The sequence below is a fragment of the Microbacterium sp. Leaf320 genome (assembly GCF_001423485.1).
In the GTDB taxonomy this organism is placed as follows: Bacteria; Actinomycetota; Actinomycetes; order Actinomycetales; family Microbacteriaceae; genus Microbacterium.
The window spans coordinates 342,886-360,331 of the sequence record NZ_LMOD01000005.1 but is presented as its reverse complement, the minus strand read 5'-3'; the positions used below and the strand labels follow the sequence as shown (position 1 = coordinate 360,331).

The 17,446-nt window shown below is 66.7% G+C and carries 16 protein-coding genes and 1 other RNA gene; 6 read left to right on the top strand and 11 right to left on the bottom strand.

Annotated elements, in window-relative coordinates:
* Nucleotides 1–5 precede the first annotated feature (5 nt).
* A complete protein-coding gene (locus ASF63_RS17710; protein WP_157534424.1) occupies nucleotides 6–1,487 on the bottom strand; it encodes a hypothetical protein in 1,482 nt (493 codons plus the stop codon).
* Nucleotides 1,488–1,649: 162 nt separating this feature from the next.
* Between ASF63_RS17710 and ASF63_RS17705 the strand changes: the two genes are divergently transcribed.
* Complete coding sequence (locus ASF63_RS17705; RefSeq protein WP_056311620.1) at nucleotides 1,650–2,360, top strand: DUF4191 family protein; 711 nt, start codon at nucleotides 1,650–1,652, stop codon at nucleotides 2,358–2,360.
* A 62-nt stretch (nucleotides 2,361–2,422) separates the two neighbouring features.
* Here ASF63_RS17705 and ASF63_RS17700 read toward each other — a convergent pair whose 3' ends face one another.
* Nucleotides 2,423–3,610: a RimK family alpha-L-glutamate ligase gene (locus ASF63_RS17700; RefSeq protein ID WP_056517154.1), complete on the bottom strand. Its 1,188-nt coding sequence runs from the start codon at nucleotides 3,608–3,610 to the stop codon at nucleotides 2,423–2,425.
* A 26-nt stretch (nucleotides 3,611–3,636) separates the two neighbouring features.
* Here ASF63_RS17700 and ASF63_RS17695 point away from each other — a divergent pair, with 26 nt between their 5' ends.
* The gene (locus ASF63_RS17695; protein WP_056517151.1) at nucleotides 3,637–4,116 is read left to right on the top strand and encodes an ATP-dependent zinc protease; all 480 of its coding nucleotides are present in this window, start codon (nucleotides 3,637–3,639) and stop codon (nucleotides 4,114–4,116) included.
* 6 nt (nucleotides 4,117–4,122) lie between these two features.
* On the opposite strand, the gene ASF63_RS17690 is transcribed toward ASF63_RS17695, so the two are convergent.
* Nucleotides 4,123–4,509, bottom strand: coding sequence for an RDD family protein (locus tag ASF63_RS17690; RefSeq protein WP_120493660.1), 387 nt, complete (start codon nucleotides 4,507–4,509; stop codon nucleotides 4,123–4,125).
* 160 nt (nucleotides 4,510–4,669) lie between these two features.
* Between ASF63_RS17690 and glnA (ASF63_RS17685) the strand changes: the two genes are divergently transcribed.
* On the top strand, nucleotides 4,670–6,094 hold the full coding sequence (gene glnA, locus ASF63_RS17685; RefSeq protein ID WP_056307474.1) for a type I glutamate--ammonia ligase: 1,425 nt from the start codon (nucleotides 4,670–4,672) through the stop codon (nucleotides 6,092–6,094).
* Between the two features lie 135 nt (nucleotides 6,095–6,229).
* Here glnA (ASF63_RS17685) and ASF63_RS17680 read toward each other — a convergent pair whose 3' ends face one another.
* Nucleotides 6,230–6,418, bottom strand: a complete 189-nt coding sequence (locus ASF63_RS17680) for a hypothetical protein (RefSeq protein ID WP_056517149.1) — start codon at nucleotides 6,416–6,418, stop codon at nucleotides 6,230–6,232.
* Nucleotides 6,419–6,491: 73 nt separating this feature from the next.
* A complete protein-coding gene (locus tag ASF63_RS17675) occupies nucleotides 6,492–6,992 on the bottom strand; it encodes a GNAT family N-acetyltransferase (protein ID WP_056517400.1) in 501 nt (166 codons plus the stop codon).
* Nucleotides 6,993–7,123: 131 nt separating this feature from the next.
* Between ASF63_RS17675 and ASF63_RS17670 the strand changes: the two genes are divergently transcribed.
* The gene (locus tag ASF63_RS17670) at nucleotides 7,124–8,272 is read left to right on the top strand and encodes an AI-2E family transporter (RefSeq protein ID WP_056517145.1); all 1,149 of its coding nucleotides are present in this window, start codon (nucleotides 7,124–7,126) and stop codon (nucleotides 8,270–8,272) included.
* On the opposite strand, the gene ASF63_RS17665 is transcribed toward ASF63_RS17670, so the two are convergent.
* From ASF63_RS17665 to ASF63_RS17650, 4 genes are all read right to left on the bottom strand, one after another.
* Complete coding sequence (locus ASF63_RS17665; protein ID WP_056517143.1) at nucleotides 8,259–9,173, bottom strand: diacylglycerol/lipid kinase family protein; 915 nt, start codon at nucleotides 9,171–9,173, stop codon at nucleotides 8,259–8,261. The two genes, ASF63_RS17670 and ASF63_RS17665, sit on opposite strands and share 14 nt — an antisense overlap.
* 68 nt (nucleotides 9,174–9,241) lie before the next feature.
* Complete coding sequence (locus ASF63_RS17660) at nucleotides 9,242–12,217, bottom strand: bifunctional [glutamine synthetase] adenylyltransferase/[glutamine synthetase]-adenylyl-L-tyrosine phosphorylase (protein WP_056517140.1); 2,976 nt, start codon at nucleotides 12,215–12,217, stop codon at nucleotides 9,242–9,244.
* Nucleotides 12,218–12,226: 9 nt separating this feature from the next.
* On the bottom strand, nucleotides 12,227–13,564 hold the full coding sequence (gene glnA, locus ASF63_RS17655) for a type I glutamate--ammonia ligase (protein WP_042541155.1): 1,338 nt from the start codon (nucleotides 13,562–13,564) through the stop codon (nucleotides 12,227–12,229).
* 2 nt (nucleotides 13,565–13,566) lie between these two features.
* The gene (locus tag ASF63_RS17650) at nucleotides 13,567–13,782 is read right to left on the bottom strand and encodes a hypothetical protein (protein WP_056307461.1); all 216 of its coding nucleotides are present in this window, start codon (nucleotides 13,780–13,782) and stop codon (nucleotides 13,567–13,569) included.
* Between the two features lie 70 nt (nucleotides 13,783–13,852).
* On the opposite strand from ASF63_RS17650, the gene ppgK reads away from it, so the two are divergent.
* Both ppgK and ASF63_RS17640 read left to right on the top strand, forming a co-directional pair.
* Nucleotides 13,853–14,599, top strand: coding sequence for a polyphosphate--glucose phosphotransferase (gene ppgK / locus ASF63_RS17645; protein WP_056517137.1), 747 nt, complete (start codon nucleotides 13,853–13,855; stop codon nucleotides 14,597–14,599).
* 239 nt (nucleotides 14,600–14,838) lie between these two features.
* Nucleotides 14,839–16,323 (top strand): amino acid permease, encoded by a 1,485-nt coding sequence (locus tag ASF63_RS17640; RefSeq protein ID WP_056517136.1) that lies wholly within the window; start codon nucleotides 14,839–14,841, stop codon nucleotides 16,321–16,323.
* A gap of 89 nt (nucleotides 16,324–16,412) precedes the next feature.
* On the opposite strand, the gene ASF63_RS19195 is transcribed toward ASF63_RS17640, so the two are convergent.
* On the bottom strand, nucleotides 16,413–16,949 hold the full coding sequence (locus tag ASF63_RS19195) for a hypothetical protein (RefSeq protein ID WP_157534423.1): 537 nt from the start codon (nucleotides 16,947–16,949) through the stop codon (nucleotides 16,413–16,415).
* A 114-nt stretch (nucleotides 16,950–17,063) separates the two neighbouring features.
* An RNA gene (rnpB, locus tag ASF63_RS18010) (RNase P RNA component class A) lies at nucleotides 17,064–17,420 on the bottom strand.
* Nucleotides 17,421–17,446 lie beyond the last annotated feature (26 nt).

Genomic DNA, 17,446 nt, shown 5'->3' with positions numbered 1-17,446 from the left:
CAGCTTCACCCTGGCTGGTCCGCGACGTCGTAGGCGTCGCGGACCAGCCATTTCTCGTTGACCCGCACGACCACGACCATCTGCTCGATCCGCTCCGGCGGCGCTCCCTCGCCGGCCCCGGAGACCGACGAGACCCGGATCACTGCGACGTCGCCGTACTCGTCGACCCCGGCCAGCTCCGGCACCTTCTCCCCCGATGCCGCCCCTGCGAGCGCCTCTACGATCCCGGATGATCCGGCAGCCACCGCGTCCGAGCACGCCAGGTCACCCGCCTCGGCGCAGTGGCCTATCGCGAGAAGGAGCGCTCGCGCCGCCACCACCGGGTCGTCGGGGCCGGTCGACGGATCAGTCGCCTGTGCGGATGGGACCGTAGATGCCCGCGCCGTCGGCGTGGTCGTCGGCGGACCTGCAGAACTCCGGTTCACCGCCGGCGACGGTCGGCTCTTCACGGCCGCCGGCTCCCCGGTCGCACCGCCCGGCCAGAGGAGGCCTCCACCCAGCACGACTGCCACCGCAGCGCCGGCCACGGCCAGTCTGCGTCCACCGCGTCGGGGCAGGGGCTCGACAGCACCGGCGACGACGTCTGAGTGCTTCTTCTCGTGCCTGGGTGGCCTGCCTTCAACGGTCTTCTTCCCCCGCCTGATCCGTCGACGCTCGAAGGCTGCCCTGCCCTCTTCCAGCCGATGCCTCGCCCACTCGAACACGCGATCGATCGCAGCGCGCAGTCCGGTGTCCACGGAATGCTCTGGTCCTCCGACACGCGCCTCGCGCCTCGTCCCGGGCACCGGTCTGACGCGGCGTGCGACGTCGAGGTCTCGCGCCTTCTCCGGAGCGTGCACGTCGCGCCGGAGCGGCCGCGAGGCAGCGGTTGCGAACAGCTCCGCCTCCCACCGCTCGAGTTGCCGAGCCGGCATCCCCGGACGCGCACCGCTCTTCTCCAGCCCGTCTCTGATCTCACCCAACAGCCGCTTCAGCGACCGGTCGACGCACTCTCGCTGCATCCGCTCGATCAGATCAGCCGCTGCCGACCGCCCATCGCCGCCCGTGCCGATCATGAACATCGGGCGCCCGTCGTCGGTCAGCCACCACTCCCCCGTCGCTTCCGGTCCGCCTGCGCGAGCGAGTTCACCGAGGCCTCTGAGGATGCTTGCCACCATGGTGGTCAGCTCGCCCGCGCCGAACGCGACCTCGGCAGCGGCGCGACGCCCGAGAAACACGCTGATCCGCTCCGTGCACCAGGGAAGGAGGACATCATGGCCGTCCGGGCGGCGTACGACATCGACCGGACCCGCGACATGGTCATCGCCGGCGTGCTCCCAGCCCGCCCAGCCAACGAGCGTCTCGGAAGCGACCTGCACCGCCACCGATTCGCCTCGGGTGACGAGTGCTCCGGCGTACGGACCCTCGTGGGCGTCGAGCTGTCTGATCACACGGTGCGCTCCGGGCACCAACGACGCACCGCGAGCAGGCGCTTCTGGGACTGTCATGGCCCCATGTCATCGCATCCCGAGGCGAACGCGCGTCGAATGAGGTCCCATGTGGACGGATCCGCGCGGTTTCCGCATCGTGCAGGACGGGTGGCCCGTGGGCGAATCCGCCTGACGCGAACGACGACATGAGCGCAGCCGGGAGTCGGTATTCTTGTTCACATGGCAAACCGTTCGTCCGCGCCCGAGAAGCGTCCGGGGTTCTTCTCCCAGATCAAGTCCCTCTTCAAGTTCACGAGAGAGATCTACCCCTGGCTCCCCTGGGCGCAGATCGCGTTGCTGGTGCTCGGCGTCCTGATCGGGCTCATCGTCGGCTACCTCATCCCGCCGTTCCAGGTGTGGACACTCATCCTCTGGGGGATCTCGGGCCTGATGCTCGGCATCCTCGGTGCGATGTTCCTGATGACCCGCCTGTCGACCTCGGCGATGTACCAGAAGATCGACGGTATGCCCGGAGCCACCGGTCACGTGATCAGCACGAGCCTCGGCCGCAACTGGCAGGGCTCTGAGACACCGGTGGGCATCAACCCGAAGACGCAGGACGCGGTGTACCGCACCGTCGGTCGTGGCGGCGTCGTGGTGGTCGGCGAAGGCTCCCGCGGACGCCTGACCCGTCTGGTCAACGACGAGCGCAGCAAGGCCGCTCGCGTGGCCCACGGTGTTCCCGTGACCGTGATCTACGTCGGACACGGCGACGACGACGTGGCTATCGCCGACCTCGCCAAGACCATCAAGAAGCTTCCCAAGGTGATCGACAAGGCGACGATGGGTGCCGTCATCCGACGGATCGAATCGGTCTCGCAGTCGATCTCATCGCTGCCGATCCCCAAGGGCATCGACCCGACCAAGGTCAGGGCGCAGCGCCCGCGCTGATCCAGCCCGCAGACGAAGAAGCGCGGCCGCACCTCGGATGAGGAGCGGCCGCGCTTCTTCGTTCACTCCGAGAGCGGCTGGCGCGGAAGACGGCGCACCTTGGCGCGGCGACGGCGACGCTCGGGAACCATCGAGCGCATCTCATCGAGCTTGCCGAAGCAGAACAGGCGGTCGTCCGCTTCGAGGACGACGTGCTTACGGGGGTTCGGGATGACCGACACCCCGCGGTGGAGGGTGAGCACCGTGATGTCACGCTCCCACAGGCCTGCTTCGCCGAGCGTCTTGCCGACGAGGTCGACCGCACCGTGCACCATGAGCTCGGCGACGCCGTATCCGGTCGAGACCGTGAGGCGCTGACGCACGTCGATCTCGGGGAAGGCGACCTGACCGGCGATGTAGTCGATGATGGCACCGGCGACGTCGAGCTTGGTCGCGGTCTCGATGCCCTGCAGACCTGGAGAGGAGTTGACCTCCATGACCAGAGGGCCGTCTTCTCCCTCGAGCATGTCGACGCCGGCGACACGCAGTCCCATGATCTGGGCGGAGCGCACAGCCGCGCGCTCATAGATCGGATCGAGCTCGACGGCTTCGACGGACCCGCCACGGTGGACGTTGGAGCGGAACTCATCGCCTGCGGCCGACCGACGCATCGCCGCCACGACCCGATCACCCACGACGAGCGCACGGATGTCGCGGCCGCGGCTCTCGGCGATGAACTTCTGGATGAGCACGTTCTGCTTCGTCGAGTGCAGGGTCTCGATGATCGCCTCGGCCACCTTGACCTGGGGCGCGAGGATCACGCCGATGCCTTGCGTGCCCTCGAGCAGCTTGATGACGACGGGGGCACCGCCGACGCGCTCGATCGCAGGACGCACGTCGGCTCGGTTGCGGACGAACGCCGTGGGCGGCATCGCGATGTTGTGGCGGGAGAGGATCTGGTTGGCGCGGAGCTTGTCTCGCGCGCTCGAGATGCCGTTCGCGGTGTTGGGCGTGTACACGTCCATCTGCTCGAACTGGCGGACAACAGCAGTGCCGAAGTAAGTGATCGAGTTGCCGATGCGCGGCAGGATCGCGTCGTAGTCGCTGAGCTGACGCCCACGGTAGTGAAGATCCGGCTCATCGGCCGTGAGATCGATCGCGAAGCGCAGCGTGTTCAGCACCTTGACGGTGTGACCACGCTGGAGCGCGGCAGCACGCAGTCGTTGGGTGGAGTACGCCTGCGGCGCACGGGAGAGCACTGCGATCTTCACGGGGGATTTCCTGCCAGGATGGTCGGGTGAGTAAGTCATCCCATTCAAACACTCTTATCGGGTGGCGAGAATGGGTGAGCCTGCCCGATCTCGGCGTCGATTGGCTGAAAGCCAAGATCGACACCGGCGCACGCACCTCCTCGCTGCACGCATTCGAGATCCAGGAGTTCGAGCGCGACGGCGTGTCGTGGGTGCGCTTCCGAGTGAAGCCCTGGCAGGACAGCCAGGAGGACACGGTGGTCGTCGAATCCCCCGTGCATGATCGCCGTGCGATCCGCAGCTCGTCAGGGCATGCGCAGGAACGACTCGTGGTCGAGATGCTCATCCGCCTGCACGACCGCGAGGTGCTCGCGGAGGTGACGCTGAGCAACCGAGACGAGATGGGATTCCGGATGCTCATCGGCCGCGAAGCCCTGCGCCAGGGGTACACGGTTGATCCGGCACGATCGTTCCTCGGCGGACGCGCGCCTCGCGAGGCACGACGCCGCAACCGAGGCAAGGAGTGACGTCGTTCAGGCTCGGATGAGCACGAGCCCCGCCGCCTTGTCGTGAAGACCGCGCTGGTCGGCATCCCAGATGACTGCCGGGATCACGACCACGAGAAGCAGCGTGCGCACGAGCGGACGCCACAGCCCCACCCATCCGCCGTCGAGACGCACGACCCGCATGCCGAGGATGCGGTGTCCGGGGCTTCCGCCGGCGGTCGGGATGAACAGGATCTGCAGCACGGCGAAGACCGCCATGGGGGCGAACTGCGTCAGCCCCGCCTCGCTGGGAAGCGCGAACTGGTCGTATCCGAGGAAGCCGGTCGCGATGATCGTCGCCGCGAGGTAGTCGATCAGCAGAGCACCGATCCGCCGGCCGGGGCGGGCGATGCTGCCGGTCCCCGTCTGCGGCATTCCGAGTCGTTCTCCGGGGTACGTGTTCACAGCGTCCGTCACGTATCCAGCCTACCGGCGCGTAACATGCCGGAAACAAAGCGGATACCGTGGGGTAACGCCCCGCACGTACTGTGCACAATGGCCGTGAAGCCATCGATCCGCAATCCAGGAGTCGTACATGTTCAAAGATTCGTCCGAGGTGCTGTCCTACATCAAGGAGAACGACGTCAAGTTCCTTGACATCCGATTCACTGATCTCCCTGGTGTCCAGCAGCACTTCAACATCCCCGCCTCCACCGTCGATGAGGACTTCTTCGTCAACGGTCAGCTGTTCGACGGCTCCTCGATCCGAGGCTTCGCGAGCATCCACGAATCCGACATGCAGCTCATTCCGGACGTGACCACGGCCTACGTCGACCCCTTCCGCGAGGCGAGCACCCTCGTGATGGTCTTCGACATCTACAACCCGCGCACGGGTGAGATCTACTCGAAGGACCCGCGTCAGGTCGCCAAGAAGGCGGAGAAGTACCTCGCCTCGACCGGCATCGCCGACACCGCGGTCTTCGCCCCCGAGGCAGAGTTCTACATCTTCGACGACGTCCGCTACTCGGTCACCGCCGGCGAGAGCTTCTACAAGGTCGACTCGGAAGAAGCCGCCTGGAACACCGGTCGTGAAGAAGAAGGCGGAAACCTCGCCAACAAGACCCCGTACAAGGGCGGTTACTTCCCCGTCAGCCCGGTCGACAAGACCGCTGACCTGCGTGACGACATCACCCTGAAGCTGATCGACGCCGGATTCATCCTCGAGCGCTCGCACCACGAGGTCGGCACCGCCGGCCAGCAGGAGATCAACTACCGCTTCGACACCATGGTGCACTCGGCGGACGACATCCTGAAGTTCAAGTACATCGTCAAGAACACCGCCGAAGAGTGGGGCAAGGTCGCCACCTTCATGCCGAAGCCGCTGTACGGCGACAACGGCTCGGGCATGCACACGCACCAGTCGCTGTGGAACGACGGCAAGCCGCTCTTCTACGACGAGGCCGGCTACGGCCAGCTCAGCGACATCGCGCGCTGGTACATCGGCGGCCTGCTCGCGCACGCCCCCGCAGTGCTCGCCTTCACGAACCCGACCCTGAACAGCTACCACCGTCTGGTCAAGGGCTTCGAGGCTCCGGTCAACCTGGTCTACTCGGCAGGAAACCGCTCGGCTGCGATCCGCATCCCGATCACGGGCTCGAACCCGAAGGCCAAGCGCATCGAGTTCCGCGCGCCTGACGCATCGGGCAACCCGTACCTCGCCTTCGCCGCGCAGCTCATGGCCGGCCTCGACGGCATCAAGAACCGCATCGAGCCGCACGAGCCCGTCGACAAGGACCTCTACGAGCTTCCCCCCGAGGAGGCCAAGAACATCCCGCAGGTTCCGAACTCCCTGCTGGATTCGCTCGAGGCTCTGAAGGAAGACCACCAGTTCCTCCTCGAGGGCGGCGTGTTCACCGAGGAGCTCATCGAGACCTGGATCTCGTACAAGTACGAGAACGAGATCCTGCCGATGGCTCAGCGCCCGCACCCGTTCGAGTACGAGCTGTACTTCGGCGTCTGATCCTCAGACATGCAGAGAGAGCCCGCCAGGTCCGCCCTGGCGGGCTCTTCGCATGTCGCGGCGAGGGTCTATTCGGTGCCGCCGCACTCGGTGTCGGTTCCGCGGTCTCGGATGCCCGTGGCGAGGACGAGTGGGCTATTCGCCCTTGCGATTGTCGACGGCGAGACCGATCGCGAGACCGATCGAGAGCCCGATCCCCATGCCGAGTGCGAGGTTGTCGAAAACAGTGAGTCCGAGCCCCGCTCCGACAGCGATTCCGAGGCCAAGGCCCACAGCGAGACCGTTCTGCGGTTTGTTCTTCGAGTCCTTATCTGGATCCGTCATATCATCCACCGTACGAAGGCGCTGGCTTCGAGGCATCCCCCGTGAGACGGACATGAGACTCAGGTGGCGGCGCTCATGCCTCGAGGTCGAGAACCCATTCGTTCATCGTCAGCTCGGATCCTCGGAACGTCTCGGTGATCGTGCCCACGAGCTCGAACCCACCCCTGCGGCACAGCCCGTTCGACCCGGGATTCTCGACGGAAGGCAACGCCACCAGGAAGCGCCGTCCGTCTCGATGAGCGCGCGCGTCGTCGACCAACAGGGAGAGCGCACTCGAGGCTACGCCGTGCCCTTGCGCCCCCGGGACGACGAACCACCCGGTCTCCAGCGCCGGTGCGCCGCGCCATGCGGCGTGCCAGAAACCGATCGATCCGACCGCTCGATCGTGCTCGTCTTCGATGACGAACATCCTCGCCTCGCCTGCTCGCCACAGGCGCAGATACCGCTCGTTGCGTTCGAACAGCTGCTCTTCGGTCTCCACCCCGTTCAGGTGCGTCGTCATCTCGGGGGTGTTCGCGATGCGGAGCAGACCGAGGTCGTCGCCGGACCACCGTCTGAGCGTGAGGTTCTGCATCTCGGAACGATCCCACACACCTCTGACATCGCGCACGGGTTTCACGCGCGCAACCGTGACCGTGTCGCGCTTGCTTCAATGGGCTACGGATGGTGCACTGAGAGGTCGGGAACTACAGAGGGGACGACGCCATGCGCCGGAAGACCGAGAAGCAGCTGCTGCGGCACACGACCGAGACTCCCCCGGCGCAGCCGAAGACGGCGGCCGCGGCGATCGCCCGCATCAACCCGTTCATGTACGGCCTGCTCGGAGCACTCGGTGTTCTCGTCGCGCTCATGCTCGGCGGCATCGTCAACCAGCTCGCTACCGTGTTGGTCTACATCGGAGTGGCGATCTTCCTCGCGCTCGGCCTCGATCCGATCGTCTCTTTCCTCGAGCGCAAGCTCCCCCGGCCTGCGGCGGTCGCCATCGTGGTGGCCGGAGTCGTCCTCGCCTTCGCAGGCATCATCCTCGCGATCGTCCCGATCCTCGTGCAGCAGATCGCGAACCTGATCGAGAACGGCCCGCAGATGGTCAAGGACATCATGGCCTCGGCCTGGTTCAAGGACCTCAACGACCAGTTCGGCTCGACTTTCGAGGACGCCGCGAACGGCATCCTGTCGTTCCTCCAGGATCCCGGCAATCTCGCCGATATCGGTGGCGGCGTGTTCGCCGTCGGTGCCGGCATCGCCGGAGGATTCACGGGCGTCACGATCGTCCTCATCCTCACGCTCTACTTCATGGCCTCGCTGCGCAGCATCAAGAAGGTGGCCGCACGCTTCGTCCCCGCCTACCAGCGCGACACGTTCAGCGGGCTCCTCGACGACGTGTCGGGTGCGGTCGGACGCTATGTGATCGGCCAGGCGAGCCTCGCGCTCGTCAACGGCATCCTGAGCCTCATCGTGCTGAGCATCATCGGCGCACCGGTGCCGGCGCTGCTCGCACTGATCGCCTTCATCGGCTCGATGATCCCTCTTGTCGGCACTCTGAGCGCCTCGATCATCAACTCGCTGATCTGCCTGATCGTGAGCCCGGTCACCGCACTGATCGCCTTCATCTACTATCTGGTCTACATGCAGATCGAGGCATACATCCTGTCGCCGCGCATCATGAACAAGGCAGTGGCCGTACCCGGAGCCCTCGTCGTGATCGCAGCGGTCGCCGGTGGAGCGCTCGGTGGCATCCTGGGCGCACTGGTCGCCATCCCGGTCGCCGCGAGCGTCATCATCATCGTTCAGAAGGTCGTCTTCCCGACGCAGGACCGCAAGGTCGTGCCTCCGGGAACGCTCAGCGAACGATGAGTGCCGCGGGCTGAACCCGCACCGAGAACTTCGAGACCTCGCCGACCTCTTCACCGTCGATCTCGAAGGCCAGCGGCGACGACAGTTCGATCGTCGCCTTCTCTGCCGAGATGTGGCGCGTGGAGTCGCTGCTGACGGCCTCGTCGACGCTGCCGAGAATGCGACGGATTCCGTTCTCCCAGACGAACGTGCGCACGGTGTCGAGCCACTGGAGCGGTCCGTCGGCGCTCACCAGCAGCATGTCGAGCAGACCGTCATCGAGAACCGCGTCCGGAAGCAGACGGATGCCGCCCTGCACCATCCCGCAGTTGCCGATCAGCATGGTGTGGCCGCGAAGCTCCTGCGCATCGCCGTCATCGAGCGTGACCGTGATGTCGGTCATCTCGGTGCCGGCGAGTGCGCGACCCATCGCCTCGACGTAGGCGAGCCAGCCCGCTTTGTCCTTGAGGTCGTCGTCGGTCTCGACGAGCATCTGCGCATCGATCCCGAAGCCGACCATCACGACGAACACGTGTTCGGTGCCGTCCAGATCCACCCAGCCGATGTCGATCTTGCGCGGGTCCCCGTCGCGGACGCGCTTCAGCGCCGCGGGGATGTTGTTGAGCGGGATCTCGAGGTTTCGCGCCAGCAGGTTGCCTGTTCCCTGCGGGACGATTCCGAGAGCCGTCTCGGTGCCCGCGAGCGCCTCGGCCACTGCTCGCACAGTGCCGTCGCCGCCGACGGCGACCACGACGTCGCAGCCGGCCTCGACGGCCTGAGCCGCCATCCCCCGACCAGGATCCTCGACGCTCGTCTCCCACCACTCGACGTCCGAGGTGAATGTGTCGGACACGGCGGCGCGCAGCTTGCCCTCATCGATTTTCGAGGGGTTCCAGATCACACCGAGCTTCGAGATCGTCATGCGCTCAGCCTGAGCGACCAGCAGGCGAAAAGCAAATGACGCGCCCGCCCGTGACTCGCACCGCGGGGCTACCCGTAGAAGAGGTGCTCGAACGCCCGTCGCGCACGACGGGTGACGCCGAGGTAGTCGTCGTCGAGCACGCTCGCCGAGCGGTCGGGGTAGCCCAGCAGCCGGCCGATGGCGTCGAGCTGGCGCGGGTCGGTCGGCAGCACGTCGCTCGTCTTGCCCGTGTACAGCGTGATGGCTGAGCGCAGTCGGCTGGACAGGAGCCACGCGTCACGGAGCAGGTCAGCCGACTCCGCCGGGACGAACCCCGCGGCGACTGTCGCCTCGAGCGCCCCGAGCGTCGACGTGGTGCGCAACTCGGGCACCTCGTGCGCGTGCTGCAACTGGAGCAGTTGCACCAACCACTCGACGTCGCTCAGGGTGCCGGGGCCCAGCTTCAGGTGTCGCCGCGGATCGACGCCCTGAGGCAGCCGCTCCCCCTCGACGCGCGCCTTGATGCGCTTGATCTCCCTGGTTCCCTGCAGGTCCACCTCGGCGGGATATCGGATGCTGTCGGCGAGAGCGGTGAACTTCTCGATGAGCGTCGTGCTGCCGGCGACGCCGCGTGCACGCAACAGGGCCTGCGCCTCCCACGACAGCGACCAGCGTCGGTAGTACTCGGCGTACGCGTCGATCGATCGCACGACCGGTCCGTTGCGGCCTTCCGGGCGCAGGTCCGCATCGAGGTCCAGCGGCACCCTGTGATCCGTGAGATGTTCGCGCAGTCCCGCGACGATGCGTGTCGCGAGGGTCTGCGCACGCTGCGGATCGACGCCGTTCGCGTCATACACGTAGAGGATGTCGGCATCCGACCCGAAGCCCAGCTCTGCACCGCCGAACCGCCCCATCCCGATCACGGCGAAGTCGAGCGCGTCGTCCTCGGGTGGAACGAGTTCGCGGCGCACGGCGCGGAGCGCGGCCTGGATGGTCGCGTCGGTGATCTCGGTGAGCGAAGTGGCGACCTGCTCGATCGAGAGCACATCGAGCACGCCGCCCATGGCTGTGCGCAACAGTTCACGGCGACGGAGCGCGCGGACAGCCTGCAGCGCGTCGCCGACGCTCTTGTGGCGGGTCTGGATCGCCCGCGCCTCCTCGTCGATCGCGGCACCACTGCGCGGGCGCAGCAGATCGCTGCTGTCGAGCCACGCGACGGATTCGGGGATCCACTCCATGAGCTCGCCGACGTACCGCGACGACGACAGGAGCCTCGTGAGGCTCTCCGCTGCACCGGAGGAGTCGCGGAGCATCCGAAGGAACCAGGGCGTGTCGCCGAGTCGCTCGCTGATCCGGCGAAAGGCGACCAGGGCGTAGTCGGGATCGCTGCCGTCGGCGAACCAGCGCACCATCACCGGCATCAGGTGCCGCTGGATGGTCGCCTTCCGGCTGAGACCGGTGGTCAGCGCGCCGATGTGGCGGAGGGCTCCGGCGGGGTCGCGGAAGCCGATGGCCATCAGCCTGTCGTGCGCCTGCGCCGTCGACAGCGTGCGCTCCTCTTCGGGAAGCGAGGCCACGGCGCTGAGCAGGGGGCGATAGAAAAGCCGGGTGTGGATGTCGCGCACCTCGCGGCGCACGCTCTCCCACCGCGCCCAGATCGCTTCCCCGGACTCCCCCAGACCCGTGCTGCGCGCGAGCACGCGGAGCCCCGCCGGGGTCCGCGGCATCAGGTGGGTGCGGCTGAGCTCCTTCAGCTGAAGTCGGTGCTCCATCAGCCGCAGGATGCAGTAATCGTCGGCGAACGATGCGGCTTCAGCTCGACCGATGTAGCCGCCCTCGACCAGGGCATCGATGCTCTCGAGGGTTCCTCTCGTCCGCAGACGGGGGTCTGTGAGGCCGTGGACGAGCTGCAGGAGCTGCACGGTGAACTCGATGTCCCTCAGCCCGCCCGAGCCGAGTTTGAGCTGGTACGGCGCATCCTCGGGATCGATGTGCTCCATGACGCGCTCGCGCATGCGCTGCACGCTGTCGACGAAGTTCTCGCGAGCGGCGCTGGAGAAGACCTTGGGCTGCACGGCGGCGATGTACTCCGCGCCGAGGTCGGGGTCGCCCGCGAGGGGCCGAGCCTTCAGCAGGGCCTGGAACTCCCAGCTCTTGGCCCAGCGGTCGTAGTAGGCCAGGTGTGAGGCGAGCGATCGCACCAGAGCGCCCTGCTTGCCCTCGGGGCGCAGCGCCGCGTCGACCTCCCACAGCGGAGGCTCCACCTCGATCCCGCTGAGGCCGCGCATGGTCTCTCGCGCGAGGCGCGTCGCGATGTCGATAGCCCGTGCCTCGGACAAAACCTCCTCGTCGGTCGTTCCGCCGACGAAGATGACGTCCACGTCGCTGACGTAGTTCAACTCGCGCGCACCCGCCTTGCCCATGCCGATGATCGCGAGCTGCGTCGCCGCGACCTGCTCGCGGCTCAGAGTGTCTGCGAGACGTCGGCGGGCGACCGCGAGTGCCGCCTCGAGCGCGGCTCCCGCTATGTCGGCCAGCGCCGCGGCGACGTCGCCCACGATGCGCACCGGACTGTGCGCCGTGAGGTCGAACGCGGCGATCTCGGCGAGGTTGCGGCGGTAGGCGACGCGCAGCGTGACCACCGCCGCATCGTCTGCGGACTCGGCGAACCCGTCGCGCGCCCCCACCGCGTCCAGCAACCGCTCGCGCAGCTGATCTGCCGACGGCAGCTCGCTCGTGGCCTCACCCAGCACCGTGATCTGGTCCGGGTGCCTCAGGAAGAAGTCCGCGAAACCCTGCGATGCGCCGAACACCCGCCAGACCCGTCGACGCGACTCCGGGTCGACGAACAACGCGGCCAGCGGGGCGGGGTCGCGCCGCGCCACGCGCAGCATCCCCTCGACCGCGGCATCGGGGTCGGCGCCGTCGGCCTCACCGAGCAGCAACGATCGCTCGACGCCCAGCAGGGTCGCAAGCTCCGCGAGGTTGGCCGCGGCCTCGCTGAGCTCGGCGAACCCGAGCCTGGCCAGCGCGGAGAGAGAGACGGAGTCGTCCGAACGGGCCATGCGCGACGCTCAGAGAAGCTCGAGGTTGTTCTTCAGCTCCAGCGGCGTGACCTGGCCTCGGTAGGCCTCCCACTCCTTGCGCTTGTTGAGGAGCACGTAGTTGAAGACCGACTCCCCCAGCGTCTCGGCGACGAGCTCGGAGCTCTCCATGTACTCGAGCGCGTGGTCGAGGCTCGCCGGCAGCGCCGAGTAACCCAGAGCACGACGCTCGGCGTCGCTGAGCGACCACACGTTGTCCTCGGCCTCGGGAGGCAGTTCGTACTCCTCCTCGATGCCCTTGAGGCCCGCGGCGAGCATGAGCGCGTACGCGAGGTAGGGGTTGGCCGCGGAGTCGAGCGCGCGGTACTCCACGCGCGACGAGCCGCCCTTGTTCGGCTTGTACATCGGGACGCGTACGAGCGCCGAACGGTTGTTGTGGCCCCACGTGACGAAGCTCGGAGCCTCATCGCCGCCCCAGAGACGCTTGTACGAGTTCACGAACTGGTTCGTGACCGCCGCCATCTCGTTGGCGTGCCGCAGGAGGCCTGCGATGAAGTGCCGGCCTGTCTTCGAGAGCTGGTACTTGGCGCCCTCTTCGTAGAACGCGTTGCGCTCGCCCTCGAACAGCGACATGTGCGTGTGCATGCCGCTTCCCGGGTGTCCGCTCAGCGGCTTCGGCATGAAGGTGGCGTAGACGCCCTGCTCGATCGCGACCTCCTTGATGACCGTGCGGAAGGTCATCACGTTGTCTGCCATCGTCAGCGCATCCGCGTAGCGGAGGTCGATCTCGTTCTGACCAGGGCCGCCCTCGTGGTGGCTGAACTCCACCGAGATGCCGAGGTCCTCGAGCATCCGCACCGAACGACGCCGGAAGTCGTGCGCGGTTCCGCCCGGAACGTTGTCGAAGTACCCGGCCGAGTCGACGGGGACGGGGCCCTCAGGACCGAACGACGAGGACTTCAGCAGATAGAACTCGATCTCGGGATGCGTGTAGAAGGTGAATCCTGCGTCCGCCGCCTTCGCGAGCGTCCGCTTGAGCACGTGCCGGGGGTCGGAGACCGCAGGGCGACCGTCGGGCGTGGTGATGTCGCAGAACATGCGCGCGGTGGGGTCGATCTCGCCGCGCCACGGGAGTGTCTGGAAAGTGGTCGGGTCCGGCTGCGCGAGCAGGTCGGACTCGTAGCTGCGGGTGAGTCCCTCGATGGCCGAGCCGTCGAAGCCGATTCCCTCGGCGAATGCTCCCTCGACCTCGGCCGGCGCGATCGCGACCGACTTGAGCGTGCCGATGACATCGGTGAACCACAGGCGCACGAACTTGACGCCGCGCTCTTCGATCGTCCGCAGGACGAAATCCCTCTGCTTGTCCACGGTTACTCTGCGCCCTTGCCGATGCCGGCGTCCCAGCCGCTCTCGGCTGCTTCCTCGTCGGCCCAGGCGCGCGAGCGCTCCTGCATCTTCTCCGGGGCATGGGCGGCCTCATGCTCGGTGTCGAAGGGACCGACCCGATCGGCGGACGGCGAGATCATGCCGAACTCCACCTGACCGGTCTCCAGGTTGTACCAGTACTTCTCATCGCCGTTCGACATGGCAGATCCCCTTCATCACGTGGTGTCATCGATCCTACTGGCGCTGGCGGCGGTCGCTAAGCTATCGACCATGGCAAAAGCGATCGGCGTCGACATCGGCGGCACGGGTATCAAGGCAGGTCTGGTCGACCTCGAGCACGGCATCATGGCCTCCGACAGGGTGCGCGTCCCCACTCCTGAGGGCGCATCGCCCCAGGACGTCCTGGAGGCCGTGAAGACGGTTCTGAAGACTCTCGACGTGCACGACTCGACTCTCCCCCTCGGCGTGGCGTTCCCCGCCATCGTCAAGCGCGGCAAGACGCTCTCCGCCGCCAACGTCTCGAAGGAGTGGGTCGACTTCGACGCCGAGCGGTTCTTCCGCGACGGCCTCGGGCGCAACATCGTCTTCGTGAACGACGCGGATGCGGCCGGCGTCGCCGAGGCTCGCCACGGCGCCGCCCGTGACGTGCGCGGCTTCACGCTTCTCACGACCCTCGGCACCGGCATCGGGTCGGCGTTCCTCTACGACGGCGTGCTGCTTCCGAACACCGAGCTCGGTCACCTGAACTTCGGCGAGTACGAGTCCGTCGAGACCTACGCCGCGACCTCGGCACGCGAGCGCGAGGGGCTCAGCTGGGCCGATTGGGCAGAGCGTCTGCAGAAGTTCTACTCGCACATCGAGTTCCTGTTCAGCCCCGATCTGTTCGTGGTCGGCGGCGGCGTGTCGAAGAACGCGGGAGACTTCCTGCCGCTGCTCGACCTCAAGACGCCGATCGTCCCGGCGATCCACCGCAACAACTCGGGCATCATCGGCGCGGCGTCCCTCGCCGGCGACTGACCCCACGACCACAGACTGCAGAAGGCCCCGCCGATCCGGCGGGGCCTTCTCCGTTTCCGGGAGAGAGATCGGCGGCTTCCCGGGGTGCGGGCTAGCGGACGGTCAGTCCGCAGAAAATACTGCGCACCACCAGGGCACGTGGCAACATGGCATCCCTGCGTGTCCTCCTCGGTCGGTGAGATACCTCTGGACTACGGCCCCGACGTCCAGGTCGCGTGGCAACGAAAGGCAGCTTCGAGATGAACCAACCGTCAGAATCATCCTGGGAGAAGCCGGTCTCGCCGGCGACGTCGGCGGGATTCGTGCCCGTCGAGAGACCTCAGGCGAAGAAGCTGAGGTCGCGCCATGTCACGATGATCACCCTCGGCGGGATCATCGGGGCGAGCCTCTTCGTCGGTTCCGGCAACGTGATCCGCGCTGTCGGGCCGGCCGCGGTGCTGTCGTATCTCATCGGCGGGCTGCTCGTGTTCCTCGCAATGCGCATGCTCGGCGAGATGGCGGCTTCGCGCCCGGCCATCGGCTCGTTCATGGAATACGCACGAGTGGGCCTCGGCAACTGGGCCGCGTATCTCGTCGGGTGGCTGTACTGGTACTTCTGGGTCGGCGTGCTCGCCTACGAGGCGGTGCTGGGAGGCGAGACGATGGCGAGCTGGTTCCCCGCAGTCCCGTCGTGGGCGTGGTCCCTGATCCTGATCGGGATCTTCGTCGGCACGAACATCATCTCGGTCCGAGCGTTCGGCGAGGTCGAGTTCTGGCTCGCCAGCGTCAAGGTTCTCGCGATCGTCGTGTTCCTCGGTGCCGGTCTGCTCTTCGCCTTCGGACTCTGGCCGAACTCCGAGGTCTCGGTCTCGAACCTCTGGGAGCACGGCGGATTCGCCCCGAACGGCTACGGCGTCGCCTTCACCGGCGTCGCGCTCGTGATCTTCTCGTACTTCGGCACCGAGATCGCCGTGATGGCCTCCGCCGAGTCCGAAGACCCAGCCAAGGGCATCCGCCAGGCGACGAGCACGATCATCTGGCGCATCCTGCTGTTCTTCGTCGGCTCGGTGCTCATCATCGTCACGGTCGTGCCGTGGAACGAGCTGCCGGCGCCCACAGACGTCGCCAACGCACCGTTCACCTACGCCCTCGAGCAGTTCGGCATCCCCGGTGCGAGCATCATCATGCAGCTCGTGATCTTCACCGCGGTCATCTCGGTACTGAACTCGGGTCTGTACTCTGCCTCGCGCATGTTCTCGGCGCTCGCCGAGCAGGGCTTCGCGCCGAAGATCATGACGAAGAAGTCGAAGAACGGCGTACCGGTGATGGCGCTGCTGGCCTCGACCAGCGGCGGACTCATCGCCACCCTGGTGAACTTCCTGACGCCCGGATCGGGCATCTTCGACTTCATCATGAACTCGGCCGGCCTCGTCGCCCTGCTCGTCTACGTCTTCATCGCCGTCACTCAGTGGCGGCTCCGCCAGAAGATGACACCGGAGGAGGTCGCGAATCTCAAGCTCAAGATGTGGCTGCACCCCTGGCTGAACATCCTGCTGATCGCCTGCATCGCTGCAGTGATCGTCGTGATGATGTTCAGTGAGGGGGGCCGCACCCAGGTGTGGACGAGCCTCATCGCCACGGGCGTGCTCGTGCTGTTCTGGCCCCTCGTGCGACGCAACCTCAAGCGCAGGAAGGCTGCGGAGGCTGCCGACAGCGTCTCGGACACTCTCAGCGGTCGGCCGTAGAACCGCTCCGAGAACACCGTGCGCCTTCTCGTCGACGCTCGGCTGCCGCCGGTCGCACCCGGGCGCTCGGCGAGAGCAGCTTTCCGTGCTCAGAGTCGCTGAGGCTCCATCACGAACGGTTCCGTCGCGAGCGGCTCCATAGCTCCCGGCCCCAGCGTCAGAACATCGCCCGGATAGAGCAGCGACCCCAGCCGGTTGTAGGTCATCGCCGCGTAGACGTCCGTGCACAGCCGTTCCCGCACTGCGATCGGCGCATCCCCTTCCGCGACCGTGTACGTCGCGATCCGGCCGTCCGATGTCTTCGTGATCGTGCCGCGGGCATGATCGGTCTCGCCGTTGTCCACCGGGAGTACACCGTTCCACGTGGCGTAATAGGTCGGCTCTTCATCTCCCTCGCTGTACCCGGGAATCGAGATCATGGAAAGCACGTCGCAGCGGCTCACCTCTGAAGTCGACGTCGAAGTCGGGGTCGGCGTGTGGGTGCCGCTCGGCGTCGGCTTCGCGGCGGGCTGCACCTCGGCCGCGGTCTCTACGATCTCCGGAGTCGGCGCGCTGCAGCCGGTGAGCGCTGAGACGGACAGGGCGGTGAAGAGCGCCACGGTCGCGGCAGCTGTGCGGTTCGACATCAACGAACGCTACCGAGCAACCGGCTGTGACGCCAGAGGCAGAAGCGGACGGTCGGGACGCTCCGCCGAGGCCTGACACGCTGAACCGGACAATCCTGGCCAAGCCTGTAAGTGCGAATGGGCCGACCTGTACGCCGGGTTCTGTTCCGGGGTTCTTCGCCCCTTCGACGGCCATCTCTCTCGGCGACACGTTGCCGTGGCACTCTAGCGGTCTACCCGAGGACTCGGCGAGCCGCGTCAACATCCTCTGTCTGACCTTGCTCCGGACGAGGTTTACCTGGCGGGCCATGTCACCATGGCCCCCGGTGGTCTCTTACACCACCCTTTCACCCTTACCCCTTGCGGGGCGGTCTGCTCTCTGTGGCACTTTCTCGCGGATTGCTCCGGGTGGGCGTTACCCACCGTCCTGCCCTGAGGAGCCCGGACGTTCCTCGGTGCGGTTGCCCGCCACGCGACCGTCCAGTCGACCCATTCGCAGTCCCAGTCTACGTCGGTGC